At 48.5% G+C, this 24,152-nt stretch carries 24 protein-coding genes and 1 tRNA gene; 13 read left to right on the plus strand and 12 right to left on the minus strand.

The window, feature by feature from the left end; genetic code table 11:
* Nucleotides 1–89 precede the first annotated feature (89 nt).
* Nucleotides 90–845: a hypothetical protein gene (locus tag OU814_RS22865; RefSeq protein WP_017291304.1), complete on the plus strand. Its 756-nt coding sequence runs from the start codon at nt 90–92 to the stop codon at nt 843–845.
* Nucleotide 846: 1 nt separating this feature from the next.
* On the opposite strand, the gene OU814_RS22870 is transcribed toward OU814_RS22865, so the two are convergent.
* A complete protein-coding gene (locus tag OU814_RS22870) occupies nt 847–1,425 on the minus strand; it encodes an Npun_F5749 family FMN-dependent PPOX-type flavoprotein (protein WP_017291303.1) in 579 nt (192 codons plus the stop codon).
* A 55-nt stretch (nt 1,426–1,480) separates the two neighbouring features.
* Here OU814_RS22870 and OU814_RS22875 point away from each other — a divergent pair, with 55 nt between their 5' ends.
* On the plus strand, nt 1,481–2,182 hold the full coding sequence (locus OU814_RS22875) for an esterase/lipase family protein (RefSeq protein WP_190652574.1): 702 nt from the start codon (nt 1,481–1,483) through the stop codon (nt 2,180–2,182).
* Nucleotides 2,183–2,245: 63 nt separating this feature from the next.
* Here the strand turns inward: OU814_RS22875 and OU814_RS22880 are convergent, their stop codons facing one another.
* On the minus strand, nt 2,246–3,097 hold the full coding sequence (locus tag OU814_RS22880) for a hypothetical protein (protein ID WP_268242199.1): 852 nt from the start codon (nt 3,095–3,097) through the stop codon (nt 2,246–2,248).
* A 172-nt stretch (nt 3,098–3,269) separates the two neighbouring features.
* A complete protein-coding gene (locus OU814_RS22885; protein ID WP_268242200.1) occupies nt 3,270–3,785 on the minus strand; it encodes a L,D-transpeptidase in 516 nt (171 codons plus the stop codon).
* A 139-nt stretch (nt 3,786–3,924) separates the two neighbouring features.
* On the opposite strand from OU814_RS22885, the gene OU814_RS22890 reads away from it, so the two are divergent.
* Together OU814_RS22890 and OU814_RS22895 are read left to right on the plus strand one after the other, a co-directional pair.
* Nucleotides 3,925–4,218: a DUF2470 domain-containing protein gene (locus tag OU814_RS22890; RefSeq protein ID WP_268242201.1), complete on the plus strand. Its 294-nt coding sequence runs from the start codon at nt 3,925–3,927 to the stop codon at nt 4,216–4,218.
* A gap of 21 nt (nt 4,219–4,239) precedes the next feature.
* The gene (locus OU814_RS22895; protein WP_268242202.1) at nt 4,240–5,442 is read left to right on the plus strand and encodes a glycosyltransferase family 4 protein; all 1,203 of its coding nucleotides are present in this window, start codon (nt 4,240–4,242) and stop codon (nt 5,440–5,442) included.
* Nucleotides 5,443–5,568: 126 nt separating this feature from the next.
* On the opposite strand, the gene OU814_RS22900 is transcribed toward OU814_RS22895, so the two are convergent.
* The gene (locus OU814_RS22900; RefSeq protein WP_017291296.1) at nt 5,569–6,582 is read right to left on the minus strand and encodes a type I glyceraldehyde-3-phosphate dehydrogenase; all 1,014 of its coding nucleotides are present in this window, start codon (nt 6,580–6,582) and stop codon (nt 5,569–5,571) included.
* Nucleotides 6,583–7,410: 828 nt separating this feature from the next.
* Between OU814_RS22900 and murC the strand changes: the two genes are divergently transcribed.
* From murC to OU814_RS22920, 4 genes are all read left to right on the plus strand, one after another.
* Complete coding sequence (gene murC, locus OU814_RS22905; protein WP_017291294.1) at nt 7,411–8,886, plus strand: UDP-N-acetylmuramate--L-alanine ligase; 1,476 nt, start codon at nt 7,411–7,413, stop codon at nt 8,884–8,886.
* A gap of 103 nt (nt 8,887–8,989) precedes the next feature.
* Entirely contained in the window at nt 8,990–10,015 is a 1,026-nt protein-coding gene (murB, locus tag OU814_RS22910) for a UDP-N-acetylmuramate dehydrogenase (RefSeq protein WP_268242203.1), read from the plus strand.
* 281 nt (nt 10,016–10,296) lie between these two features.
* The gene (locus OU814_RS22915; protein ID WP_017291292.1) at nt 10,297–10,644 is read left to right on the plus strand and encodes a YbaB/EbfC family nucleoid-associated protein; all 348 of its coding nucleotides are present in this window, start codon (nt 10,297–10,299) and stop codon (nt 10,642–10,644) included.
* 67 nt (nt 10,645–10,711) lie between these two features.
* Nucleotides 10,712–11,107 carry a hypothetical protein gene (locus OU814_RS22920; RefSeq protein ID WP_268242204.1) on the plus strand — a complete coding sequence of 132 codons (396 nt, stop codon included), beginning with the start codon at nt 10,712–10,714 and terminating at the stop codon, nt 11,105–11,107.
* On the opposite strand, the gene OU814_RS22925 is transcribed toward OU814_RS22920, so the two are convergent.
* The 4 genes from OU814_RS22925 to OU814_RS22940 all read right to left on the minus strand — a co-directional run bounded on the left by OU814_RS22925 (nt 11,104) and on the right by OU814_RS22940 (nt 13,764).
* On the minus strand, nt 11,104–12,132 hold the full coding sequence (locus OU814_RS22925) for a serine/threonine-protein kinase (RefSeq protein WP_017291290.1): 1,029 nt from the start codon (nt 12,130–12,132) through the stop codon (nt 11,104–11,106). The two genes, OU814_RS22920 and OU814_RS22925, sit on opposite strands and share 4 nt — an antisense overlap.
* 115 nt (nt 12,133–12,247) lie before the next feature.
* On the minus strand, nt 12,248–12,904 hold the full coding sequence (locus tag OU814_RS22930) for a nucleoside triphosphate pyrophosphatase (RefSeq protein ID WP_017291289.1): 657 nt from the start codon (nt 12,902–12,904) through the stop codon (nt 12,248–12,250).
* A gap of 4 nt (nt 12,905–12,908) precedes the next feature.
* Nucleotides 12,909–13,460: a photosystem II reaction center PsbP gene (gene psbP, locus OU814_RS22935; RefSeq protein ID WP_017291288.1), complete on the minus strand. Its 552-nt coding sequence runs from the start codon at nt 13,458–13,460 to the stop codon at nt 12,909–12,911.
* A 121-nt stretch (nt 13,461–13,581) separates the two neighbouring features.
* On the minus strand, nt 13,582–13,764 hold the full coding sequence (locus tag OU814_RS22940; RefSeq protein ID WP_268242205.1) for a hypothetical protein: 183 nt from the start codon (nt 13,762–13,764) through the stop codon (nt 13,582–13,584).
* A 126-nt stretch (nt 13,765–13,890) separates the two neighbouring features.
* Between OU814_RS22940 and OU814_RS22945 the strand changes: the two genes are divergently transcribed.
* From OU814_RS22945 to OU814_RS22955, 3 genes are all read left to right on the plus strand, one after another.
* A complete protein-coding gene (locus OU814_RS22945; RefSeq protein WP_026149027.1) occupies nt 13,891–14,526 on the plus strand; it encodes a DUF3038 domain-containing protein in 636 nt (211 codons plus the stop codon).
* A complete protein-coding gene (locus OU814_RS22950) occupies nt 14,523–16,034 on the plus strand; it encodes a DUF4335 domain-containing protein (protein ID WP_268242206.1) in 1,512 nt (503 codons plus the stop codon). Before OU814_RS22945 ends, OU814_RS22950 begins: the two co-directional genes overlap by 4 nt.
* Before the next feature lie 97 nt (nt 16,035–16,131).
* Nucleotides 16,132–16,488, plus strand: a complete 357-nt coding sequence (locus OU814_RS22955) for a DUF6464 family protein (RefSeq protein WP_017291284.1) — start codon at nt 16,132–16,134, stop codon at nt 16,486–16,488.
* Here the strand turns inward: OU814_RS22955 and cbiE are convergent.
* Nucleotides 16,485–17,666: a precorrin-6y C5,15-methyltransferase (decarboxylating) subunit CbiE gene (cbiE, locus tag OU814_RS22960; protein WP_268242207.1), complete on the minus strand. Its 1,182-nt coding sequence runs from the start codon at nt 17,664–17,666 to the stop codon at nt 16,485–16,487. The two genes, OU814_RS22955 and cbiE, sit on opposite strands and share 4 nt — an antisense overlap.
* A 49-nt stretch (nt 17,667–17,715) precedes the next feature.
* On the opposite strand from cbiE, the gene OU814_RS22965 reads away from it, so the two are divergent.
* A tRNA-Lys gene (locus tag OU814_RS22965) sits at nt 17,716–17,787 on the plus strand.
* Nucleotides 17,788–17,985: 198 nt separating this feature from the next.
* On the opposite strand, the gene OU814_RS22970 is transcribed toward OU814_RS22965, so the two are convergent.
* Nucleotides 17,986–18,591 carry a hypothetical protein gene (locus OU814_RS22970; RefSeq protein WP_268242208.1) on the minus strand — a complete coding sequence of 202 codons (606 nt, stop codon included), beginning with the start codon at nt 18,589–18,591 and terminating at the stop codon, nt 17,986–17,988.
* Between the two features lie 471 nt (nt 18,592–19,062).
* Here OU814_RS22970 and OU814_RS22975 point away from each other — a divergent pair, with 471 nt between their 5' ends.
* Nucleotides 19,063–19,425 carry a hypothetical protein gene (locus tag OU814_RS22975; RefSeq protein WP_268242209.1) on the plus strand — a complete coding sequence of 121 codons (363 nt, stop codon included), beginning with the start codon at nt 19,063–19,065 and terminating at the stop codon, nt 19,423–19,425.
* 153 nt (nt 19,426–19,578) lie between these two features.
* Here OU814_RS22975 and OU814_RS22980 read toward each other — a convergent pair whose 3' ends face one another.
* Together OU814_RS22980 and cobN are read right to left on the minus strand one after the other, a co-directional pair.
* The gene (locus OU814_RS22980) at nt 19,579–20,244 is read right to left on the minus strand and encodes a hypothetical protein (protein ID WP_268242210.1); all 666 of its coding nucleotides are present in this window, start codon (nt 20,242–20,244) and stop codon (nt 19,579–19,581) included.
* A 77-nt stretch (nt 20,245–20,321) separates the two neighbouring features.
* Nucleotides 20,322–23,999, minus strand: coding sequence for a cobaltochelatase subunit CobN (gene cobN, locus OU814_RS22985; protein ID WP_268242211.1), 3,678 nt, complete (start codon nt 23,997–23,999; stop codon nt 20,322–20,324).
* Between the last annotated feature and the right edge of the window lie 153 nt (nt 24,000–24,152).

A 24,152-nucleotide genomic window follows, 5' to 3' on the forward strand; every position in this document is an offset into this window, starting at 1 on the left:
GAAGCTTTCATCAAGAAGCAGGGCGTTTACCGGATTGTGAAACCTGAGTGTGCTAGTTTTTAACACATGTTGCCATTGGGAAGAGTGGAATGTTTGGTTTAACGAAAATCAGCTTAACCAAATCGCGCAAAATTGCTCTTGTAGTCGCAGGCGTTGCTGCTACAGGAGGCATGATTGCGATCGCGACTCAGGCGAGAGCACAATTTCGGCTCTCTCAAGTAATGCCTGCTCCTGCTCCTGATACTCCTGATGCTTTCGCTGCACCGAGCCAGATTGGCATTCCAGGCGCTCCACCCGCCCCGATTACCGCTCCGCCCGCTCCTGCGCGTCCAACTCGAAGACCTCGCCGCATCCCCATCGATCCAGTTCCCATGCCTGGAGATGCCCGCGCTCCGCTGCCTGAACTTCCGAGACCACTCGACATTCGCACGCTTCCCGGTTCTCCGGTCACTCCAATTAGCGGCATCTCTGGCAAAGTAATGTTCACTCCTATCTGTCCTGTCACCGCTCCATCCGCTTCCTGTCGTGTTCGTCCCTACACAGGTGCGATTAAGATCACGACAGTTGCCCGCGATCGCGTAACACGTCTTGTCACTGACCCCGAAGGACTCTTCCAAATTCGCCTGATTCCCGGCATGTACGTGATCGAGCCTGACTCTCCCGACTTCCCGATCGGAACCAGTCAAACGATTACTGTTCTGAACAATGTGATGCGTCAAATGGAATTCAACTTTCAGGGAAATCCGGCAGCAGTCGGTGCAACCCTGCCACCGATCCGGACTGCCCCCGGCACACCCGGTATGGGTGCAGCACCCGCGCCGCTTCCAGGGGCAATGCCTCGATAAATCAAGGATTCACTGCTTCCATGCTCCAATTACCTTGATGCAAGTGATATTGATGTCGATTCTGCGGGTCGCCTCTGAGTTCTAAGTGATCTACAGAAAGCGGCTCAAGTAAGAGTAAGCAAAACTGCGGCAAAGGTTCCGGCTGATTTGGGATAGGCGGCGAGAATGTCTCTGCGGCAGCGCGAGGGAGTCCTGGATGTGCCCAAGCGAATTGAATTCTGGCACTGTCAGACATGTCTTGCCATGCTTGCTGTCTTGCTTTTTGGAGCTTCTCATCTGAATTTGCGCGATCGATGAGCTTCAACTCTCCTGCAATCCGAAACTGCTCACGAGTATTCGGAAAATACCAGCACACCTCTCCCCAAGGGCAATGCTCGATTTGCTGAGGTTTCTCACTGCGATCGTCTGTGACGAATTTAAGCTGATCCGTCTCTTCTAAAAAGCCTCGGAAGACAATAGTGCGATTTGCGGGCTTGCCATCCGGACGAACCGTTGCCAGTTGGACATACCGGGCATTAGGCAGAGCGCGATTTCGATGCAGCGCACGAGCAATCAGAGAACGCCAAGGAGCTAGGGGCATAAACAGTACGATCGAGAAATGCTTTACAATTCTACATAGATGTTCTCTTGGTGTTATGCCTTTACCGACTGTAATTTTGCCAGGCTATCTTGCAGGCGCGATCGACTATCGCGAAATGCAGCAAACTCTCATTGACCTGGGAATTCCAGCCGTAACCGTTCCTTTGGTGAAGCGGGACTGGCTGCCAACCTTGGGCGGTCGATCTGTGTTACCGATTTTAGACAAGCTTGATCGCACTGTTCAAGAAGTTCGGCAGACTTACAATACCGAGAAAATTAATCTCATTGGGCATTCCGCAGGCGGATGGATTTCTCGCATCTACTTAGGCGCAAAAGCTTACGACATTCACGGCAGGGTTAGCGATCGCGTTTATAGCTGGCAGGCACATCAATTTGTTTCAACCTTAATCACATTAGGCACACCACAAACGAGCTATGAACGCTGGACATTGAAGAATTTGAACTTTGTCAATCTGACGTATCCAGGTGCGTTTTACCCAGAAGTCAAATATGTCTGTATTGCAGGCAAGTCGATTTTTGGAGTGCGGCGGGTTGGAAGTTGGCTAGCTTATAGCAGCTATCAATTGACAGGAGGCAGAGGGGATACTTGGGGAGATGGAATTACCCCGATCGAAGCCGCCCACTTAGAAGGAGCAGAGAATCTGACTTATGAAAACGTCAGTCATTCTCCACGATCGAGAGGCAAGTGGTATGGCTCTGCTGAGATTGTCCAACAATGGGCAACCTATCTCAATTAAAAAAGAGGGGTGCAATTGCCCCCTCCTTGAAAGAACTAATAATTCAACTGACCTCGATTCAACTTACCAAAGAGCACGTACTCCACCAGAACTATCGCTGTCATTTGTGTTAGAAGGCGTGGTGGTCGAATCTGGAGTGGTGGAGCCGCCAGGCGTGGTGGTCGAATCTGGGGTGGAACCGCCAGGTGTTGTAGTTGAATCTGGGGTGGTGGAACCGCCAGGTGTTGTAGTTGAATCTGGAGTAGTGGAACCGCCAGGCGTGGTGGTCGAATCTGGGGTGGTGGAACCGCCAGGTGTTGTAGTTGAATCTGGAGTGGTAGAGCCGCCAGGTGTCGTCGGGACAATCACATCTCCAGAAGGACTCGGCGAAGTTGGGCTAGAAGTTCCCGGAGTTACTGTTGATGGAGTGCTGCTTGGAGACGATTGGGTTGGACTGGAAGATTCGCTCGGGCTAGCCTCAGTCGGAACCGTCGAAGGATTCGATCGTGGAGAAGTCGGCTGCTGAGAAGTCGCTGGGCTGGAACTAGAACCCGGAGCCACAGAACTGCCCGGAGTCATAGAGCCACTGGGCATCGTACTGCTAGGAGCTAGGCTAGGAGTTGAAGTGTCAGGTGATGCCGCAGCAGAGCGATTATAAGGCGCTTCATTAAAGATACTGGGATTGGGATTGACCTTTCCTAGTGACGGTGTTGAGTTACGAGGCAAATCTGTGTTTGGAGAACTAGAAGGCGCGATCGTAGAAGAATCTGGAGTTGCCTGAGCCAAAGCCCGGGTATAAGGTGCTTCGTTAAAAATACTAGGATTCGGATTCAATGGCGACTGTGCCATTGCAGGTAGCGAGAGCAAAGAACCAAAGCTTGCGACCCCGATTGTCCCTGCTAATTTTGTAAATGCGTTTCTATTCTTTCCGTTCATTCGGTCTCTCCTGTATACCTAAAAGGGTTTTTGCAGATTGAAACTCACCGAGTTTCCGGAAGCGAGAATCCGAGTCTGGATTACCACCACAGGTTGTAGTCTAGTGATTGCGAAAAAAGACCTACTCCCCCTCTGGTTTGATTTATCCGAGTGCAAATTTTATGATTCGGGATCAGTTCTTCACGACAACTTCTGTCCCTACTTGAACTTTGCCAAAGAGTTCTTCAACATCTCGGTTGTACATACGGATGCAGCCATGCGAAGCCGCCGTTCCTACTGATTCTGGATTCGGTGTGCCATGAAAGCCGATCCAATTTTTGCCATCTGTCCAGAATCCAATCCAATATCGCCCCAAGGGATTGTCAGGATCGCCCCCCGGAATCGTGTATCCTTCCAGGGGATGAACCCAAGCCGGATTGCGAATCATTTGGCGAACCTTATAAGTTCCAGCGGGTGTTTCCCATCCTGCACGTCCAACAGCGATCGGATAACTTTTCACTTTGGTATCGCCGCGATAAACCGTCACTCGTTTCTGCTTCAACCGAATTTCTAATCGCATCGGTTGAGTTTGCGGCTGAGTTTCTGGGGCGGACTCAATCGCAGGTGGAGCCGAGAAACTAGGTTGCGGCATCAGAATCGTTGCACAGGTGAGCAGAGCGACCCCACACCAGAGTTTTTTTCGCTGCATCGACTTGATTTAGGATTAGCTACGTTAAGACAAAATCAAATTTGCGTTAGGTATTGCATCTATCATCCGTAGGAAATTCTCCAATGACCTCGGATCTCACATTGCGATATCATCGGGATCGACGCGATAGAGAAAACTTATGTCTGAGTCAGTCAGTGAAGCCTTTTCGCCTGCAATCAGCGATCGTATCTGCGGTCATATGAATAAAGATCACGGCGATGCAGTCTTAGTTTATGCCCAGTATTTCGGGAAAGTCAGCGATGCAAGTGCTGCTGAGATGAAATCCATTGATGCCAAAGGTATGGATCTTTCAGCACAAGTGAATGGTGAGACAGTTCCGGTACGTGTGAATTTCGATCGCACCTTAAAAGATGCCAAAGAAGCGCATGTGATCCTAGTAGAAATGCTGAAACGAGTCCGACCCAGCGACTAACAAACGCAGGATATAAGCCGCATGTTCTTAAGACTGTTCGATCATGCGGCAGTTTTGGGTATTCAAAAAGAGGGTAATCTGATGCTCTTCTGGGCGGACTGCGGTTCGCCCTTTTTCCTGTTTATGGCTCACCACGTTTTTGTCTTTCTGGAAATTCTCTCGTGCGAAGGTGGGATTCAGTCTTACGTCAAGGATATTTTGCAAGCCTATTCGCAGTTAGAAAGCGCGAACGCTGATATTTTTCTCCTACGAGATGGTGCTGACGTTGAGAATCCATTTGTGTCTGAACACATGCGATTTCACTATTGCAAAATGGATTCCGCCAAACTCGGACGTGCCAAACTGGCGATCGCACTTTTCACCCATCTCCTCAAGCATCGTCCTAGCCGCGTCTTTTGTGGACATATTCACCTCGCGCCACTGGTCGAACTGCTCTGCAAACCGTTGGGTATTCCCTATACCGTTTTGACTTATGGAAAAGAGGTGTGGGAGCCATTACCGAGCCGCAAACAAAAAGCGCTACAAAATGCCGATCGCATTTGGACAATCAGTCGATATTCGCGCGATCGCACCTGTGCAGCGAATGGGATTGATCGCGATCAGGTCGATTTTCTCTTCTGTGCAGTCGATGGCAACGTATTTCGTCCCCAAGCCAAAGCGCCGGAGTTAGTCCAGCGTTACCACCTTGAAAATCATCAAGTGTTGATGACGGTTGCCCGCTTGTGGTCAGGCGATCCCTACAAAGGTGTTGATGTCACTATTCGTGCGCTGCCCGATATCCTCCAATCTTGCCCCGATGCGAAATATTTAGTGATTGGGCGCGGTGATGATCAGCCCAGATTACAAAAACTTGCCGAAGAATTGGGAGTCAGCGATCGCGTTGTGTTTGCGGGGTTTGTTCCCTCTGAGGAATTGCCAAAGCATTATTGTTTAGCAGATGCGTATGTGATGCCTTCACAAGAAGGATTTGGCATTGTGTATTTAGAAGCAATGGCTTGCGGGGTTCCAGTACTGTCTGGTAATGCAGACGGCTCTGCCGATCCCTTACAGGATGGACGGTTTGGTTGGCAAGTGCCGTATCGCGATCCGGTTGAAGTCGCGATCGCTTGCATCGAGATTTTAAAGGGCGAAGACCAGCGCTGTAATGGACACTGGCTCCGAGAACAAAGCCTATCGATTTTCGACAAACCTGCCTTTACTCAACGTCTAAAGGCACTGCTATAAGAACTTCATTAAGCGCGTTGCTGTAGCGATTCCCCACTCCCCATCTCCCCACTCCCCACAAAAATTGCCTCTGACGTTCAATCAAACGTCAGAGGCAAGCAACATTAGATCAGAAAAAGGAATATCTTACTTTTCCCAGTTCTTCGCAACAACTTCCGCTAAGTCTACAACGCGCTGAGAATAACCCCACTCGTTGTCATACCAAGCGACAACTTTCACCATGTCGCCGCCCATCACCATGGTCAGAGCCGCGTCAATGATCGAAGATTCATCGGTTCCAGCATGATCGCTCGAGACCAACGGCAGATCGCAGTACTTGAGAACGCCTTTCATCGTCGTCTCAGCTGCTTCCTTGATCACCGCATTCACTTGTTCCGCGATCGTGCTCTTCTCAACTTGCACAACCAAATCTACAACAGAGACGTTCGGAGTCGGAACCCGCAACGCAATCCCGTTTAACTTACCTGCTAATTCAGGCAAAACCAACGCTACCGCTTTTGCAGCACCCGTTGAAGTCGGCACAATATTGATTGCTGCTGCCCGTGCGCGTCGCAAATCCCGGTGGCTCGCATCGAGAATCCGCTGATCTCCGGTATAGCTGTGCGTGGTGGTCATTGTCCCTTTGATAATGCCGAAATTGTCATTCAGCACTTTCGCAATTGGAGCTAAGCAGTTGGTTGTACAGCTTGCATTACTAATAATGTGGTGTTTGTGGTGATCATATTCATGATCGTTCACACCCACAACGAAGGTTCCATCTTCGTTTTTACCCGGCGCAGTGATCAGAACTTTTTTCGCACCCGCATTCAGGTGCTTGGTTGCGCCTTCTTTGGAGATGAACACGCCCGTCGATTCAATAATCAAATCGATATCCCACTCTCCCCACGGAAGATTCTCGGGATTGCGATCGGACGTACATTTGATAACGTTACCGTTCACCGTAATGGTGTTTTCGTCCGCGCTCACCTCGCCGGAAAACTTACCCAGCATCGAGTCATACTTGATCAAGTGAGCGTTGGTTCTGGGATCAGACGTGTCGTTAATCGCAACCAATTCGATTCCCGTCTGTTGTCGCCCTGCCCAGCACCGCAAAAAGTTGCGTCCAATGCGTCCAAAGCCGTTGATCGCTACTCTAACCACTGCGTCTTGCCCTCTGAATATAAATACCTATTGATGCAGACATCATACCGTAAAACAATGCGCTCATCTCAACTCAAAATCAATCTGGGATCAACAGATGGTGACAAGCAGGAAAAATGAGTCGCAGCGACTGATCCCTGAAGCATGCTGAGATGAATGGGCGATCGGGCAATCTCGGTGAACTTGGAAACGACCACAATTCGCTTGAGAAGCAAAAACATGTTTCTGACTGTGCAAAAAAATTGTGCATCAGCCATCTGTTGAATGCAGCCCTGAATCTAATCTGAGTCTTTACCAATACTTGTGTTCTTTCTGGCTTGCGGGGAACCCTAGGCAATCTAAAGAGTAGATGCCAATTCAAAATACTTGTGGCAAAATCTGTAGCGACTCTACAACTGTCGTATGGTGAAAAACTTGAGAAATGGAGCAGATTGAAGAAAAAGGTACAAAATTAAATCACGATCAAGTTGAGAATCGATGCAAATTGGCTAAAAAGTTGAGAGCATTTCTCACAAACGTTTAGTACCTTTAGAAGTACACAATTTAGGCTTGAATTTGTTGACAGATTGCGGATTGCAATTCAATTATTAAAAAGTTGAATTCTGTCAGGAATTGGAGCAGATCGACTTGTATCTCGTTGATTACAGCTTGTTCTGATTCAAACTCCCCAATTAAGAGCGTTCAAACTAAAATTATTTTGAATTGTTCTAAATGGACTCGATTTAGATAAGCAGATTTGCTATCAAAATGTTTTCTATTACCGTATCGGTAATAGAAGATCCTTGATATGATAGCGCGTGACATTGGTGTGGTGTTTAAGGAGCAAAAATGCTGAGTTCCGTTGACTTCAGCGGCAGACCATTTCATTTCATCGGCATTGGTGGAATTGGAATGTCAGCCCTAGCTTATGTCTTGTTAGACCGTGGGTTACCTGTTTCTGGTTCGGATCTCAGATCCAGCCACATTACTGAACGACTGCGAAGCTTGGGCGCGCAGATATTCATCGGACAAGATGCGTCGAATTTGGATCATTATCAAGTCAGAGCACAGCTTGCTCAACCCGTTGCCGCTGGTGCAAATGTTGTCACATTGCCTGCACCCGTCAAGGATCTGCCCCAAGTGATTTGCTCGACGGCGATTAATCCTACAAATTCTGAATATCGAGCGGCGCTAGAGCTAGGATGTCCAATTTTTCATCGCTCGGATCTCCTTGCTGCGTTAATTCGAGAGTATCGCAGTATCGCCGTCGCTGGAACGCATGGGAAAACAACGACGAGCAGCATGATCAGTTACATGCTCTACAATGCGAAGCTTGATCCGACGGTCATTGTGGGTGGAGAAGTCAAGGCTTGGCAAGGAAATGCCCGGATTGGACGGGGTGAATACATGGTTGCAGAAGCGGATGAGTCAGATGGCTCATTGGTTAAATTTGCACCTTATATTGGCATCATCACGAATGCAGAATTAGACCACCCCGATCACTATAGCGATTTGGATCAAGTCGTTCAAACGTTTCAAACGTTTGCCAGCCAGTGTCAAGTCACAGTCGGCTCGATCGATTGTCAAACAGTTCGCGATCGCATTCCCCCCAACATTACGTACAGTCTCGATCCGGCGACAAAGGCAGACTACACCGTGGATCAAATCCAGTATGCAGGGGATGGAACGACGGCGAGAGTGTGGGAACGGGGGCAGGTATTAGGAGAAATCAAGCTGCGAGTGCTTGGACAACACAATTTGAGTAACGCGCTGGCTGCGATCGCGGTCGGTCGCCTCATTGGATTGGAATTTAGTACGATTGCTGCCGCGATCGCGCCGTTTGAAGGTGCGCGGCGGCGGTTTGAACACCGGGGTGATTTTAACGACATTTTATTTATTGATGACTACGCGCATCATCCCAGTGAATTACGGGTCACACTAGAGGCAGCAAGACTGCAAGCTGGCAAGCAATCGCCGCGTCGTCGTGTCGTCGCCATTTTCCAACCGCATCGCTATAGCCGCACTCAAACGTTTTTAGCGGAATTTGCGGAGTCTTTTGGAGATGCTGATGTCGTGATTCTCAGTGATATTTACAGCGCTGGAGAAGTCAATACAGGCGAAATTAGCGGTCAGATCCTTGCTGATCTTGTCGCAACACATCATTCGTGCGTGCATTACCAACCCTCGCTACCTGCGATGGGCGATTTCCTGAACAAACTTCTTGTGCCGGGAGATTTAGCAATTTTTCTAGGAGCTGGAAACTTGAATCAAATCATTCCAGACGTCATGGCGGCTCAACAACGAGTTGAGAAAGCTGCTTCCTAGAAACTTCGTGTTTGTTGTGTTGAATGCAATGTGAGATCTGAACCGTGATTTCTGATTACATTGCGGTAAGGGTCTCAGGTTTAAGCTTACCTGTGACAATGTTATGACACTCTCTATTGATTCCCGGACTGTTCATTCACCCGTTATTTCCGATTTCTCTCGCAAGTCTAGCTCGGTTGCCACTCCGTACTCGTCTAGTGAAGCCACTGCAAAACCTGCACGCAAGATACTCACTCTTCCGCTCCCTGGTACTGACGCTGTGCTAAAAGCCAATGTTCCTCTCGCTTCGTTGACCTCTTTCCGGGTCGGTGGTCCTGCTGAATGGTACGCTGCCCCCCGCACAACTGAAGAATTACAAGCGAGTTTAGAATGGGCGCATGCTCAGGATATTCCAGTGACGATGTTAGGGGCTGGCTCAAATTTATTAGTCAGCGATGCTGGATTGCCAGGGCTTGTGATTTCGACTCGGCATTTGAGATTGACTGAGTTTGATGATGCGACGGGTCAGGTAACCGTGGGTGCGGGTGAGCCATTGCCGAGATTGGCTTGGAAGCTTGCCGATCGCGGATGGCAAGGCTTTGAATGGGCGGTTGGGATTCCAGGAACGGTGGGCGGAGCCGTTGTGATGAATGCTGGCGCGCACAATAGCAGTATTTCCGAGATTCTGGTTAAGACGACAATCTTGCGGCCAGACGGCACGCTGCAGGTGCTAAAACCTGCAGAGTTACAGTATGAATATCGCACGTCTGCTCTGCAAGGCAGTTCGCGCTATGTCACATACGCCACGTTTCAATTGCAGCCTGGAGCGGATCCAACGGCAGTCAATGCAGTGACGGCAAATCATAAGCAGCAGCGACAAAACACTCAGCCTTATCATTTACCGAGTTGCGGCAGTGTATTCCGCAATCCCGATGCGTACAAAGCGGGTTGGTTAATTGAGCAGGTAGGCTTGAAAGGACATCAGATCGGTGGTGCTCAGGTGGCGCAACGACATGCGAATTTTATTCTAAATTGTGGCGGTGCAACTGCATCTGACATTTTTGAGTTAATTCATCATGTGCAGCAACGAGTGCATCAGGAATGGTCGCTCTTGCTGGAGCCGGAAGTGAAAATGTTGGGTGAGTTCTGATTGTTGGGTTGGAATCTCAGATCTAGGTGGGGAATGAGGAGATGGAGAGAACCTAAACTCAGCTTGCTCTCTATTTCCCCATCCGAATCGATTATGGTGCGAGTCGTCGAGATCCCACGATCGATAAAATTTAGGTCTTTTGAGTAGGGAAATCCCTAATCAGATTGGCGCAGCTAGAGTGCGTCGGATTTGCATCCCGGTGTCATAATTAAATCTGTTTGATTGTTGCCCTGTTCGGGTTGAGCAGGCGACAATATCCACTCATTATTCACTAAAACGTTATGTCACAAGGACAGGGATTTGGCTTCGGTCTGGGCAAAATGCGCGAATTGACCGACGCAATTAAAAAGGCTCAACAGGTTCAAGAAGGCGCAAAACGGCTTCAAGAAGAACTCGAACAAATGGAGATTCAAGGCGAGGCAGGCGGCGGTCTTGTCAAGGTGACAATGAGTGGAAATCAGGAGCCACTGAAGGTTGAAATCTCACCAGACGCGCTGAAAGAAGATGCGGAAACCTTGTCGGATCTCGTACTCGCTGCGACTCGTGCGGCTTATGAACAATCCACGGCAACGATGCGCGAGAAGATGGAAGACTTGACGGGTGGGTTAAATCTGCCTGGCTTAGGTTAAGCGATCGGTTTGACAGATCTTTACATGAAACCGGACTATGAGTTGATAGTCCGGTTTTTTAGCGTTTATGAAAGGGTTGATCGGTTATCTGGCTGAACTCAAAGTCGGGAAAGCGGCGCTTTGGTGCTATCTCATTTGGTATCTTGTGACGCTTTCGTTTCATTTCGATCCTGCCCCTGCTATTTGGATCAATTCGATTGGGATGAGCGCTGTGATTGGAACGGGTCTGGTTTTCAGTGTTGCTTCCCAGACGGCAAAACTGCGCAGTTGGCAAACCTTACGGCTCTATTTGATGCCTTTTTGTGTTTCAAGTTTTGCAGCTTTGATTAAAGGAAAAGGCTTTATTGTCGTTGTCTCACCCGATTTACGGGAGACATTCGTTGCCATTGCTTGCTGTATTGCCTTTCTATCTGTTGTGATGGCAGTCAAGTTCATGAAACGGCGATCGTTGCTTACCCCTTAACGGTTTTTTTCATGTGACTGTCTGGCTGCAAGGCGAGCTTGCCACGCTCGAATTGCGATCGCGGTTCTGACCAAGGGTGAAACAAATTCCAGGTTTTCCGGTTCCAGTTCAGCTTGAGATAACGGGTAATGACTCAAACAGGGGCGGAGCGTTTCTAAGTGATCTTCGAGTTCTAACATTCGCAAAATCTCATCGGCTGATTTGAAGCGATCGTGCGTTGAAGATTTCAGCATTTTGTCCAGAATTCGCTCAAAATGATCACTCACCCGCGCCAGATTTTGCCAATTTAATTCTCCTGTGTAGGGGTCGTAATCTTGCTCATTGGGAATTCTGCCCGACATGAGATAGAGACAAGTGACACCGAGCGCATAGAGGTCGCTCGCATAGGTCGGACGCATGGCAATTTGTTCAGGAGGCGCAAAGCCAATCGTGCCGACAAAATGAGTTGCCATCGATCGCTCAGAGTAATCCGGCGCAACACAGCGTTCTTTCACTGCACCAAAATCAATCAAAACCCAGCGTCCATCTTCTTTACACCAGACAATATTAGACGGCTTGATGTCGCGGTGAATCACCTTTTGTCGGTGGACGTAATGCAGGAGCGGCAGAAATTCTTTTAGAAACTGTTTCACCGCCTGTTCTGACCAAACGCCTGACTTACGGACATCTTGAGCCAGGGTGCGACCTCGGACGAATTCTTGAGCGAGATAAAACTCGCCCTCAATCTCGAAGTAATCTAACAATTGGGGAATCTGAGAATGGCTGCCCAATCTCGCTAAAGTTCTCGCTTCCTGCTCAAAGCGTTGACGTGCTTTTTTCAGGGCAGAGGGATCTTGAACCTTAGGACAGAGCTGTTTAATCACACAGCGAGGTCTTCCCGGCAGCTGCATATCTCGCGCTATATATGTGACTCCAAAGCCACCGCGTCCCAGCACCCGTCCGATCGCATATCGATCGTGTAACAGATCATCAGAACGTTGTTCTGGACTCGCCTCATGCCTTGAAGAATTCACAGGTAACGTCATGCTGGATAAGCGCCAATCTCGAAGGACTTCGGTAAGAGTTCTAACCTATTGTCTCTCTGTGTTCTTCTAGTTTAGGGGCGCTCGCTCCGGATCACGCTAAATCTTTAAACTCGGCTCATGCCCAAAAGTCAGTTACGTCATATCCCAATTCTGCTAACATCTGCCGTAAGAGCGGTAAGCTCAATCCAATCACGTTGGTATGACAGCCTTCTAGTTTTTCGACAAATAAGCCGCCTCGTCCTTCTAAGGCAAAACAGCCGGCACAATTCATCGGTTCTTGAGTGGCAACATAGGCTTCAATCTGGCGATCGCTAATGTCTGCAAAATAAACCTGCGTCACCTGCGTTCTGACGAGCGGTGGATAAGGCATCAATGCGCCTTGCTCCGTTGTGTAAGGCTGCAAAAATGCATGTCCTGTAAACAATTCGCCCACATTGCCGCGCATCATTTTCCAGCGCGCGATCGCCTCGTCAGGGTCTTTCGGCTTGCCGTGAATTTCACCGTGAATCGCCAAAACTGAATCACAGCCAAGAATCAATCCTGGATGCGTAGAGAAAAAACCAGGCGGTAATTCAGCCTGACGATCGAACAAATCGCGCATCGTCGATCGTGCCTTCCCTTCAGCCAAAACCTGCACGAGTTGTCCGGGGTCGGTAATTTGAATTTGCGACTCGTCAAAATCGCTCGGGTAAACCATGACAGGAATCCCAGCCATCGCTAAAAGTCGCTTTCGAGCCGGAGAAGCAGACGCAAGCACAAAGGGAACAGGCATCGATCTAATCTACCTTGAAGGACTTCACAGATTTGGTCAGCAGCGGAGCCATTTTCTCCCAACGCGTCTCAGAGGTAGACGCATTCATGGTGTAGAGCTTGCCGCGATAGACGATCGCACTTGCCAAATTATGACGCTGCTCTTGATTCGGCAACGTGACCAAATATTCCAACAGGTAATAGGTGCGATCGGCAATCTGACGCTCCTCAGCGCTAATCAATTCAGCCTTGCGACCTGAATCAGGCGGAGCGATCGCGCTTTTGCCCAACTGATATCCCACGTCTGAAGGTGTGCCCAAATCCGACAGCTTCTTCTTACCGGGAACGGGGTTGATCACCATACTGATATTCTCGGTCTGCTCGATAATGTCATGAAACACCACATCAGGACCGTTTGCGACCTTGACCGAAAGCCAACCGTTGGGATAGAGGAAGCGATAGCCGTCGGTGCTATCCACAAAACTATTCAGCCCACCCACGCCAGACACACAGCCCTGCAAACCCAGTGCCAGCACCATCAGCAAAACGGCAACGACTCGTTTGAAATTCTTCAACATACATCCAATCAATTAACGCAGGGCAAAACAATGAGATCTATTGTCCCACTTCCCTCATAAAAATCTGCGCTGAATTGCGATCAAATTTGTCAAAATGGAGCAGCACTGTGCGAGAAGTCCGCTAGACTGTAATGCTGTCTGGGAAAATTTTGATTTCAGCAATTGTATCGGTTGCAACTTCCCGCAACTCTACGGAGGCAGGAATCGGACTTCGCCCACAGAATTTGCTAGGTGCGTTGCTAGACTTCACCCGCGAATTCGTCATGGATTCTCGGTACAATGCTGGCAATTCGTAATTTACCATGCGTGATTCGTAGTTAGGAGCAGTGAATGATGGAATGAAGCATTCTCAAATTCTGGGTCTTTCAGCCTTGAAGAAATAAGGTTGCTTCAGACAAATCGTGTAGTGTGACTAGCTAAATTTAAAGGAATGAGTGTCTCCGTGAATGTAATGCAGTTGAATAGCCCACCTGCTCCGCCAACTCCCCCAACTCCGATTATTCTCGATGGTCTGCCCGATCCACCCGTTGCCGATGGCGTTTGCCCCCGTCGCACCCGGATGCAGATCGATTTGTTATTGCTCGCGATCGAGGCGTTAGATCTCACTGGATCAGAGGCAATCTTGGCGGTTGCAAACGATTTTGACCTGCGCGGAGTCCTCAAAAATCGAGTGGCGCTGTGGCGGATGCGATCGACGAATCCATTCCGTCGCTATGCTCAACGTCGCCCTTTAACGTTAGTTGAAGCCAAAGCGTTAGTCCTGATCACTTGCTATTTGGCACGTCGTTTAACCGTGTTGATTCGGCAATTGCTTTTGGCGTATCAGCAGTTGAGTGAAAAGAATCTGTCTCCCGATCATCATTTTCGGCTCTCAGAGTATCTAGAGCGATTTCGCGCGCATTATCGCAGCCGGATGAATTCCAAGCGGGCGGGAGTTTTGGCGTATAGTTCAGATGAAAAACTGAACGAATTGGCGCTGGATTTGTTAGAGCAATTGCTGTTTTGTACGGGGACTTCCGGTGTACAACGGCTGTGGATTAGTTTGTTTGACGGAGAAGTGCAATGACGAATGCAATGACGCTACAACGGCAATACAGTTTGCCGAATTGCACTTTGATTTTGGAAGGGCTATCTGATCCAACTGCCACTGGACAAGCCGATATTCGTCCGGTCATGTCGCTTTTAATCAATGCAGAATGTCATCTGCCTGGGCAAGAAACGCCTCTTAAGGGCGGGCGTGAATTCTTTGAAAGCCTGGTCACAGCAGTGAGTTTGTATGCTCAAGAGTTTCTCAGTGGCGTTCATTTACCGCGTCATACGTATAGCGATCGTCCTTCTTTCGTGACCTTAGAGCGTCTCGATCGGTCTCATCACCGCCTCAGTGTCGGAAAAGATCCGAATAATCCGGCGAGTGAAGAACGCTCTGTGGATTTGACCACGGTGCAATTATTTGATCTCGTTGAAGCGATCGATCAATTTGTGGCAGATACGCAGACTCTGCCGTTTTGGTCACTAAATCTTTCTCCTGTACCGAAACGCTATGCTCGCTCTGGCGAACCGCTTGCAAAACAAGTCGTTCCGGCTTCGATTGGCATTTCTGGCTTGGCATTGGCAGCGGTTGCCTTTTTCTCTCTGCCCACAATGCGGGTGAAAACTCCGGAGTGTTTGAGTCCGGGCGCGCCCGATTGTCCGGCTGCGATTGCCAACAACTCTCCGAGTCCGAGTCCATCGATTAGCCCGAGTCCCACCACTTCTCCAACGGCTGTGGCAAGTCCCGATCTGACCCAACTGGAAACGGCGCTGAATGCTGCCCCTGCGATTACCGATGCGGCGGAGTTGAAAACATTGGGCGATCGCGTCACTGAGCAGATTCGCGGTAGATGGACGACTCAATCTGCGGTGACTGAAGAGTTAGCTTATCGAATTGGCGTTGCCAGAAATGGCGATATTGTCGGCTTTAAAGCTGAAACGCCAGTTGCATTAGAAAAAGCAAGACAACAAACACCGCTCTTGGATTTGCTCTATCTTCCACCTGGAGGAAGTACGCCGAATTCTGAGCCACTGGCACAGTACCGAGTGGTTTTCAAACCACAAGGCAATCTTGAAGTGACTCCTGCGAATGCTGCTTCAGCTGTTCCGAGTGCAACGGTTGCGGCATCCCCCAGTCCAGATGCGGCAACCGTTGCCGCATCGCCTAGCCCAACTGCAACGGTTGCGGCATCGCCCAGTCCAACGGCTGCTGCCACACCTGCGACCGAATTGACTGATGCTGAGACTTTAGAGAATTTGCAACCAAAGCTCTATGATGCGATCGACAAAAGTTGGCAAGGCAGACCACCGTTTGACAAAGATTTAGTCTACCGAGTCCGCATCAAACCGGATGGCACGATCGTGGGATTCCAACCCGATAATCCTCCTGCAAACGAGTTTGTGAAGAGCACACCCTTGCCGCAATTAAGTAAGCAGATCGATCCAAATGCACCTGCCGAGTCAGCAGCCTCATTTAAGGTGGTGTTCAAACCCAGTGGTGTGCTGCAAATTAATCCTTGGTATGGAGTTGTGAGGAAGAAATAGAGCCTGTCAATTCTTTGCAAAATCTAAACTCAGTCCGGGTCGTTGCTCAAGTGCGATACCATCAAGGAACTCTAAGCGTTAGCTAGAACACAATTTCATGGAGCAAGACTCACTACCAACAGAGGTTATTCTGACCCATCCGCGTCGCTCTCTTGGCAATGTCCAGTTAGACTGGTCGCCCCAGCCCGGAGCCTATCTTGACTTGGAGGGTCAGACTTATGCCGTTTTAGAACGCCGTCATCGCTACCAACTCAACTTAGGGCGCTATCGACTCCATAAAGTCGCGCTCTATGTCCAAACAGCTCAACGCCCACTCGAGCGATCATTCGTCGATGGGCGTTGGTTTTTGGGAGATGCGAGTTGTGAATTTAATGCGCGATCGGAGTTAGTCCGATGTGCTGTCAATCCAGATGGTCCTTGCGAAGGGTGCCGTCACTATAGTCCGTTGGATTAAGGTTTTGTGACACTCCATTGTGTAATCGGTGACATGGCTTTCCAGCCTAGAAATTTCCCGATCGCTTCTGCTCTTTGAACCGCAATGCGAGTGAGTTCTCCACCGAGTTGACTTTGATAATGGAATAGTTTGGCTTCTGTTTCGACGGTGACTGCATTTGCCACGAGTCGTCCTCCAGATCGCAGCGATCGCCAACAGGTTTCCACGACATCCGGGACAGTTAATCCGCCTCCAATAAAAATCGTGTCGGGTTCGGGTAGATCTTGAAGTGAGATCGGCGCTTTGCCCGCAACGATCTTTAAATTGGGAACGCCGAGGGTATTGGCATTTTGGGCGATGAGTTTGAGGCGATCAGCGTTGGATTCGATTGCGATCGCGCGGCATCTGCGATCGGATCGCATCCATTCGATTGCGATAGAGCCACACCCTGCGCCGACATCCCAGAGCAATTGTCCTGGATGCGGAGCCAGGGTGGATAAAGTCACTGCTCGAATTTCGCGCTTTGTCAGTTGCCCGTCGTGGATATAAGCCGAGTCAGGAAGACCTGGAATTCGTGCAGGTAAGGGAGTAGAAGCACAAGTAATGGCGATCGTATTTAAGTCAGCGAGATGCTCGAAGTCTCCTCGAACAATTCGTTCTTGAGTGCCGCCTAGATGTTCGAGAACAACGATTTCGCTGTCGTCTAAACCGCGTTGCTTGAGGAGATGCTGAACAATCGCAGGAGTTTGTCGATCGGCACTTAACACGAGAATTTTTGCGCCTGGATACAATACAGCATTCAGCAAAGCTGGATCGCGCCCACAAAGGCTCAGCGTTTCGACTTCTTGGAGTGACCAGCCTAAGCGCGCACAGGCGAGGCTAAAGGCTGAAGGCGCGGGTACGATCGTTATTTCTGCAAGGTCAACGTGACGGGCTAAGGTTGAACCAATTCCGTAGCACATCGGATCGCCGCTTGCGAGGACGCAGACGGATTGCCCTCGGTAGGTGAGAAGTTTTTGAATCGAATGATCGATTGGAGAAGTCCAGCGAATTTTGAGGCGGGAATCGGGTGGCAACATGGCTAAATGTCGATCGCCCCCGAAAATAATTTCGGCGCGATCGATGAGTGTTCGACTCACTGGCGAAATTCCGTCGATTCCATCGTCGCCAATTCCAACAATCGAGAGCCACTTGTCCATACCCTATCCTGATTTGAGCAATCCTGATATGATATGAGGAGAACTTCTCGGATGACTAGCTCAATGGTAGAGCATCGGACTCTTAATCCGCTGGTTCTGGGTTCGAGCCCCAGGTCATCCATCGCTTTTAGCCTACTGAGACACTCGAAGAACGATTAGTTTCGCTGACTGCAGCTTTCAATCTCAAGTGGTTAGCCGAAGACTATCGGGACTATCTTACTGTACTGCCGAGATAGGTTATGACAAAAGAAATCAGCGCTCTACTAGAGAGCGCTGGTTTAGGCTACCTTCATTTTCTGCCTAATTCAGAAGGTGCGGTTTAACCGAGTTGCTTCTGTTTGAGCCGCCCGAGTGCCCCAACTGCCAATACTCCCAGAGCAGCAGCCATTCCGGGTTCAGGAACAGATGTTGGAGGTTCGGGCGTATCGACAACGGCGCGATAAATGGTGGCATGGGAGAGTGCTTGGGCGATCCCTCGTCTATTGGTTGAGACACCTTGAGTTTCCCACGTTCCACTAAATACCTCTAAAGCAGCAAGGTTCTCGAAGAAATAGGCACTCCAAGAATTACTTGCTTTCAAACTGAGGACGAAGGGACCTGTAATACCGGCTGCGATGCTCCAGTTGCCGGAAGTTCCTGATGAGTTATCAAATGTAGTGTTAAACGCACCTGCATCAGATTTGCCGACGAACTGCCAGTTTGTGATCCCGTTGAATACTCCTGTGGACAGTTTATCAACCAAGTCACCTGATCCATCGCCTTGAGCATCGTTGCCAGTAAATGAGCCAATACAACTGGTTGAAGCACCTAAACCGAAAGCAGTGACAGAACCTGCTGAGCAGTTTGCAGCATGAGCGGGTAGAGATGAAATTGAGAGTAAACCAGTCGCTAACAGCGATACTGGCAAGAATGTTGTGGACTTCATTGCGTGTTCTCTTGACAAGATTCAGTTGAGTAAGGAAAGTACTAGCTCAAATCAAGTATAAAAATATACTTAAATAGGCGTGCTTAGTATTAACCAGATCAACCTAAAGACCCTAACCTGCGTCATATTCTTTACAAAATCTTCGTCAAAAATAAATCTTTCATGTTTATATCCCAGCCTAGTTGCTTATATGGCTACTTGCTCGCCCGTTTGGGTATGTTGATCTATTGAATCTATCTCTTTAAACCCGTCAGGAAGACGGGTTTTGTATGGACGAGATTTTTGTGAAAGAGAAGTGCTATATCCTCAGAGCGGTCTTTCAGTGCGATCGCTCCTAGCATTCATGTCTATCGTTCGCTCTTAGTTTTATACTTCATTGTTCCAGGAGAGGTAGAAATGAAGTGAGAGGTGCATAAGATCAAAAATAGAGTCGTAGGGACTAGTACAGCCTCTAGGCACAAGGAGAACCCTATGAACACAAAAAAATTGCTCTCTGGACTTGCACTGTTTGCTCTACCGATGGCACTTGGGTTAGCTATGCCCTCACTTGCTATGCCGAATAACGGTGGAAGTGGAACGAAGATGGACGAGTTAAAGAAAGGTGGATATACCTGTGAAAGAGTATCAGTCAATTTCATTGAATGTACAAAGGATGGCAGTCCTACGTATTGGTGTACAGACAATGGGGAATGCCAACAACAAGCTAGAAGGCATGTAACATTTCCTGGTCAGTTACCAGGAGCAGTAGATCCAGGAAGACCAACTGTAGTCATTGAGGCTCAACCGATTCTTTCTCCGTCCAACCTTGGAGTTAGAAACGGTGCTCAATTTTAAGACTCTGCGGACAAAGACTTTGCATACATATCCTTTGTCCGCAGAGTCTTTGTCAAACACCTGCAACAGTCTGGGCAGTGGAGTATGGTCATTGGCATTGCTTGGAGTTAGTCAGATGTTGAGGAGTTTGCCTCAATCGTTGGCTGCAATGTTTTATTTCAAAAGTGCGTCGCGGCTCAGCGATCGATGAACTAACATCGGTGGACGTAGGCATAAGTAAACCAACGCGCCCAATAGAGGAATCCAAGCAATCCGAGATAGCTGAGAATCTACCCTCAATCCGCGTCGTGCCATGTCATCCTCTAGCAACGTCGGATAGGGAAATAGAAGACAAAATAACCCATTTGCGAGCGTCATCCCATGCACAAATCGATTTGTCATAAACTCTTGGGCAAATCCAGTCCAATCTCCCCAAGCGATCGCATAAACAACTAAAACGATAGTGCTAATGGTGAGAATGATGCCTGTTTTCTGAGCATCGAGAATCGCAATCCAGGAATCTTTCTCACCCTCAAATGATTGATTGGGCTGACGTAGTGCTAAGTATGGGATGAGACCAATCACGCCAGTCGCGATCGCGGCTAGCATAAATGCCCAGGCAGGTATCGATTGCATTCTGCCATCTGCAAAGATCAAGCAACTGTAAATCAAGAGCCAGATCCCAACCAGACTAAACAGTGCAATCAGAACTGGATTCATCGACAACAATTGTCCTGAGAGTAACGGTTGAAACGTATCGGCTGCAATCGGTGGGGCAAAGAAGAGGACGTAAACAATAAACCCCACCCAAATCAACCAAAGAACTTGCGATCGTGCCATGATTTAACCCTCATCCCAATATGCTTGATTGTTGAGATTGAGAGTGGTCAAATCCACCCTCTAAAGGCAGATTGAACCTAGCTGATGTGCGCTTCGATCGTGCCTTCCGCTTCTAGTACGATCGCTTTTAGTTGCTCCAGTGTTTTCACGTCTGCACTTTGCCACAAGCCTCGTTGATTCGCTTCTAGTAATCGTTCTGCCATGTCTCGCAGTGCCCAAGGATTCTTAGATTGAATAAAATCCTGAACCTGTTGATCAAACAGATATGCTTCAGCAACTCCTTGGTACATATAGTCTTCAACACAGTGAGTTGTTGCATCATAGGCGAATAGAAAGTCGATCGTAGCAGCTAGCTCAAATGCCCCTTTGTAACCGTGTCGCATTGCTCCAGTAATCCATTTTGGATTGATAACTCGCGATCGATAGACTCTTGCAATTTGTTGTTTGAGCGATCGTATTTTTGGATTCTCTGGGAGTGAATGATCGCCGAAGTAAGTTGTTGGGTTCTTTCCTTGGCTTGTCCGAACTGCCGCTGCCAGTCCACCTTGGAATTGATAGTAATCGTCGGAATCGAGTAAATCATGCTCTTGATTGTCCTGGTTTTGTAAAACAATTTGCATGGAATTCAATCGATTTTGGAACGCTTCGGGAGCAGATTGGGCAACACTAGAACTCATGTAAGCATAACTACTCCAGTTAATGTAAGCTCGTGCTAAATCTTCCTCAGTTTCCCAATTCTGAGATTCAATCAATCCTTGCAATCCTGCCCCGTATGCGCCTGGTTTTGAGCCGAAGATGCGATGTCGCGATCGTCGATCTGCCTGCTCAGGCGTTAAACCTGTTGCTTCCCACGTTTGCGTCTCTTCTTTGACCTGAGCCGCGATCGGATTTTGATCAGCGGGTTCATCGAGTTGAGAGATCGCAGCAACGGCTTGATCAAATAAATCAATCAAATTCGGAAATGCATCACGGAAAAAACCTGAAATTCGCAACGTGACATCGACTCGGGGGCGACCCAAAAACGAGAGAGGTAAAATTTCAAAATCGACGACTCGCCGAGAAACGCCGTCCCAAATCGGTTGAACGCCAAGCAATGCGAGAGCTTCTGCAATGTCATCGCCGCCTGTTCGCATCGTGGATGTTCCCCAAATCGAAAGCCCAAGGGTACGAGGATATTCGCCGTTTTCTTGGGTGTAGCGTTCCACGATCGCTTCTGCTGCTTTTCGCCCGACTTGCCAAGCACTTTCAGTTGGAATTGCTCGAATATCAACCGAGTAAAAATTGCGTCCGGTTGGTAAAACTTCAGGTCGTCCGCGAGTTGGTGCGCCAGAAGGAGCAGCCGGAACATAGCCCCCATTCAACCCATGTAAGAGATAGCCAATTTCTTGATGCGTATTTTGCAGAGCCGGAAGCAGAAAGCTTTGAATCCACTTAAGTTCTGCCGTGTAAATATGTCCTTCTGCAAGGTCATTTTCGAGTAAGCGATCGACTAAGCGAATTGCCTCAAGCTCGATTGCTTCGATCGCGTCTCCAGCATTTTGATAGCTTGGAACTGCATCACTTGGATCAGCAGTGAGTGGATCAAAATCTAAGTTCCAATCTTCTGCGATCGCACGAGTTAATCCCATTCGATTGGCTTGCGGATGACGCGCGATCGCAATGATCAAATCTCTCAACTGCCGATTCTCTGGGCATTTTCCAAAAATATGTAGTCCGTCTCGAATCTGAGCTTCTTTTAACTCACAGAGATAGCGATCGGTATTCGTAATCAGATCAGAATCGCCTGCTAGCTCATCTTTGAGATTGTCTTCTTCTACTAAATTGACAATGTGATCGCGAACTAGCTCTAATCGCGAAGGATTGAGATCTTGAGCTTCGTAGTACTCATCAATTAAAGCTTCTAATTTTTGCAAATCCCCATAAAGCTCTGCGCGGGTCATTGGAGGAGTCAGATGATCCAAAATCACAGCTTGAGCGCGACGTTTTGCTTGAGAGCCTTCGCCTGGATCATTGACAATAAAGGGATAGAGGTGAGGTAAAGCCGCGATCGCAGTTTCAGGAAAGCAATTTTCAGATAGTGCAACACTTTTACCTGGTAGCCATTCTAAATTTCCGTGCTTGCCGACATGAACGATCGCTTGTGCTCCAAAGTTCTGTCGCACCCAATAGTAGAAAGCCAGATAAGCATGAGTCGGTTCCAAATCCGGAGCATGATAGTTCAAAGAAGGATCGAGATCATAGCCTCGCGCAGGTTGAATGCCCACAAATACATTTCCAAGTTGAATGCCTGGAATCGGAAATGATTCAGTTGCAGTATTCCAGCGATTCAAAACAGATTGCTGAATCGATGCAGGCAAGGTTGAAAAGTAAGCTGTGTATTCTGCTAGAGGTAATGCTTGATGAATGGTGCGTAGCTCTCTTGCTTCTGGATCATTCGTTACGCCTGTGGTTAGTAACTTTACTAGCTCGTCTCCAGTTTCAGGAATGTTTTCAACGTGATATCCCTCATTCTGTAAAGCTTTGAGGATTTCAATACAGCTTGCTGGCGTATCGAGTCCCACACCATTTGCTAAACGTCCATCTCGGCTAGGATAGTTTGCCAAAATCAGCGCAATTTTACGATCGCATTTTTCACTCCGTCGCAAGTTCACCCAATTCTGTGCTAGATCTGCGACAAACTCTACTCGATCGCGAACTGCTTGATAAGTGACTACTTCAGTCTGCAATTCTGGATGCCGCGACTGTACCGATTTAAACGAAATTGCTCGACTAATAATTCGTCCATCGACTTCAGGTAAAGCAACATTAATTGCAGTATCCCGTGGAGAAAGACCTCGTAATTGGTCATTCCATTGTTCAACGCTGCCACTACTTAAAATCACTTGTAGCACTGGAATATCTAAAGCTTGCCAAAGTTCCGGCACCGTTGAAGAAGGCGACGCGATCGAGAAACTGGTTGTATTCAGCAACAGATCAATTGACGGTTGCTCTTTCGGCTGAAAGTAACTCAACAATTCACTCTGAATATCTGGATCGCGTAACGAAGACACAAAGACGGGAACAGGACACAGATCGCGATCGCATAATGCTTTTGACAATTCATCAATTACCGTCGTGTTACCCGATAAATAATGCGCCCGATAGAATAAAATCCCTACCTTGCGCCGACTACATACGGAGCGATACGGGCAGCTTTCTCCCGCCCGATACAATCCCATACGCGGCACAGGCTGAGGCTCAGCAACCGAAGAATTGAGATCAAAATCCAAATAACGCTGCGCCAAAAGCTGAATCACATTGCGATAGTTTTCAACGCCTCCCTCATTGAAATAGCGCCAAACCCGTTCCACTTGAGTAAATGGAACCGTCGAATGGCTCATCAACTCTAAATCCGGTCGATCGTCTCCGGGCAAGACAATCAATGTTGCCCCCGACTGCCGCACAGTTTCACGCACGACTTCTAGTCCGTACGACCAATACGATCGCCCTCCAATAATTCGCAGCACAATCACTTTTGCCTGCTCTAACACTTCTTCGGCATAAGTATCGATCGTCAATTGCTGCTGAAGCTGTAACAGATTCACGCCTCTGACTTCGGGGAAGGGAGTCGGCAACTGCGAAATTGCCCCTGCTAAAGTCTGAATATCCGTATCCGCTGCCGTCATGATGACGATCGGCGCGGGAGTCTGTTCTATGAAGACAACCCCTTCTAGATCAGGAGTCCAACCGCCAGGAGTTGCAGCAATCCGATGCATAAAAATCACACAGTATTATCAGCTTTTCACTCTATCGTGACTCCTTCAGCTTTGCCATCTCTGCCTCTTGAAAGATGGGCAGATATTAAGACTTATATAGAATTGCAGAGATATACCTTTGCCTAATAAACTAGAGCGTTACAAATTCCAGTG

It is taken from the genome of Leptolyngbya sp. GGD, from assembly GCF_026735145.1.
GTDB lineage: Bacteria > Cyanobacteriota > Cyanobacteriia > Leptolyngbyales > Leptolyngbyaceae > Leptolyngbya > Leptolyngbya boryana.

What these genes read in the sequence shown, in the direction of transcription:
- OU814_RS22945 (WP_026149027.1), top strand. Translation starts at nt 13,891, where the DNA reads ATGAGTGTCTCCGTGAATGTAATGCAGTTGAATAGCCCACCTGCTCCG.
- OU814_RS22885 (WP_268242200.1), bottom strand. Translation starts at nt 3,785, where the DNA reads ATGCAGCGAAAAAAACTCTGGTGTGGGGTCGCTCTGCTCACCTGTGCA.
- OU814_RS22950 (WP_268242206.1), top strand. Translation starts at nt 14,523, where the DNA reads ATGACGAATGCAATGACGCTACAACGGCAATACAGTTTGCCGAATTGC.
- murB (WP_268242203.1), top strand. Translation starts at nt 8,990, where the DNA reads ATGACACTCTCTATTGATTCCCGGACTGTTCATTCACCCGTTATTTCC.
- OU814_RS22865 (WP_017291304.1), top strand. Translation starts at nt 90, where the DNA reads ATGTTTGGTTTAACGAAAATCAGCTTAACCAAATCGCGCAAAATTGCT.
- OU814_RS22970 (WP_268242208.1), bottom strand. Translation starts at nt 18,591, where the DNA reads ATGAAGTCCACAACATTCTTGCCAGTATCGCTGTTAGCGACTGGTTTA.
- cbiE (WP_268242207.1), bottom strand. Translation starts at nt 17,666, where the DNA reads ATGGACAAGTGGCTCTCGATTGTTGGAATTGGCGACGATGGAATCGAC.
- OU814_RS22925 (WP_017291290.1), bottom strand. Translation starts at nt 12,132, where the DNA reads ATGACGTTACCTGTGAATTCTTCAAGGCATGAGGCGAGTCCAGAACAA.
- OU814_RS22980 (WP_268242210.1), bottom strand. Translation starts at nt 20,244, where the DNA reads ATGGCACGATCGCAAGTTCTTTGGTTGATTTGGGTGGGGTTTATTGTT.
- OU814_RS22940 (WP_268242205.1), bottom strand. Translation starts at nt 13,764, where the DNA reads ATGGTAAATTACGAATTGCCAGCATTGTACCGAGAATCCATGACGAAT.
- OU814_RS22930 (WP_017291289.1), bottom strand. Translation starts at nt 12,904, where the DNA reads ATGCCTGTTCCCTTTGTGCTTGCGTCTGCTTCTCCGGCTCGAAAGCGA.
- OU814_RS22875 (WP_190652574.1), top strand. Translation starts at nt 1,481, where the DNA reads ATGCCTTTACCGACTGTAATTTTGCCAGGCTATCTTGCAGGCGCGATC.
- psbP (WP_017291288.1), bottom strand. Translation starts at nt 13,460, where the DNA reads ATGTTGAAGAATTTCAAACGAGTCGTTGCCGTTTTGCTGATGGTGCTG.
- OU814_RS22895 (WP_268242202.1), top strand. Translation starts at nt 4,240, where the DNA reads ATGTTCTTAAGACTGTTCGATCATGCGGCAGTTTTGGGTATTCAAAAA.
- OU814_RS22920 (WP_268242204.1), top strand. Translation starts at nt 10,712, where the DNA reads ATGAAAGGGTTGATCGGTTATCTGGCTGAACTCAAAGTCGGGAAAGCG.
- OU814_RS22870 (WP_017291303.1), bottom strand. Translation starts at nt 1,425, where the DNA reads ATGCCCCTAGCTCCTTGGCGTTCTCTGATTGCTCGTGCGCTGCATCGA.
- murC (WP_017291294.1), top strand. Translation starts at nt 7,411, where the DNA reads ATGCTGAGTTCCGTTGACTTCAGCGGCAGACCATTTCATTTCATCGGC.
- OU814_RS22915 (WP_017291292.1), top strand. Translation starts at nt 10,297, where the DNA reads ATGTCACAAGGACAGGGATTTGGCTTCGGTCTGGGCAAAATGCGCGAA.
- OU814_RS22880 (WP_268242199.1), bottom strand. Translation starts at nt 3,097, where the DNA reads ATGAACGGAAAGAATAGAAACGCATTTACAAAATTAGCAGGGACAATC.
- OU814_RS22890 (WP_268242201.1), top strand. Translation starts at nt 3,925, where the DNA reads ATGTCTGAGTCAGTCAGTGAAGCCTTTTCGCCTGCAATCAGCGATCGT.
- OU814_RS22955 (WP_017291284.1), top strand. Translation starts at nt 16,132, where the DNA reads ATGGAGCAAGACTCACTACCAACAGAGGTTATTCTGACCCATCCGCGT.
- OU814_RS22975 (WP_268242209.1), top strand. Translation starts at nt 19,063, where the DNA reads ATGAACACAAAAAAATTGCTCTCTGGACTTGCACTGTTTGCTCTACCG.
- cobN (WP_268242211.1), bottom strand. Translation starts at nt 23,999, where the DNA reads ATGCATCGGATTGCTGCAACTCCTGGCGGTTGGACTCCTGATCTAGAA.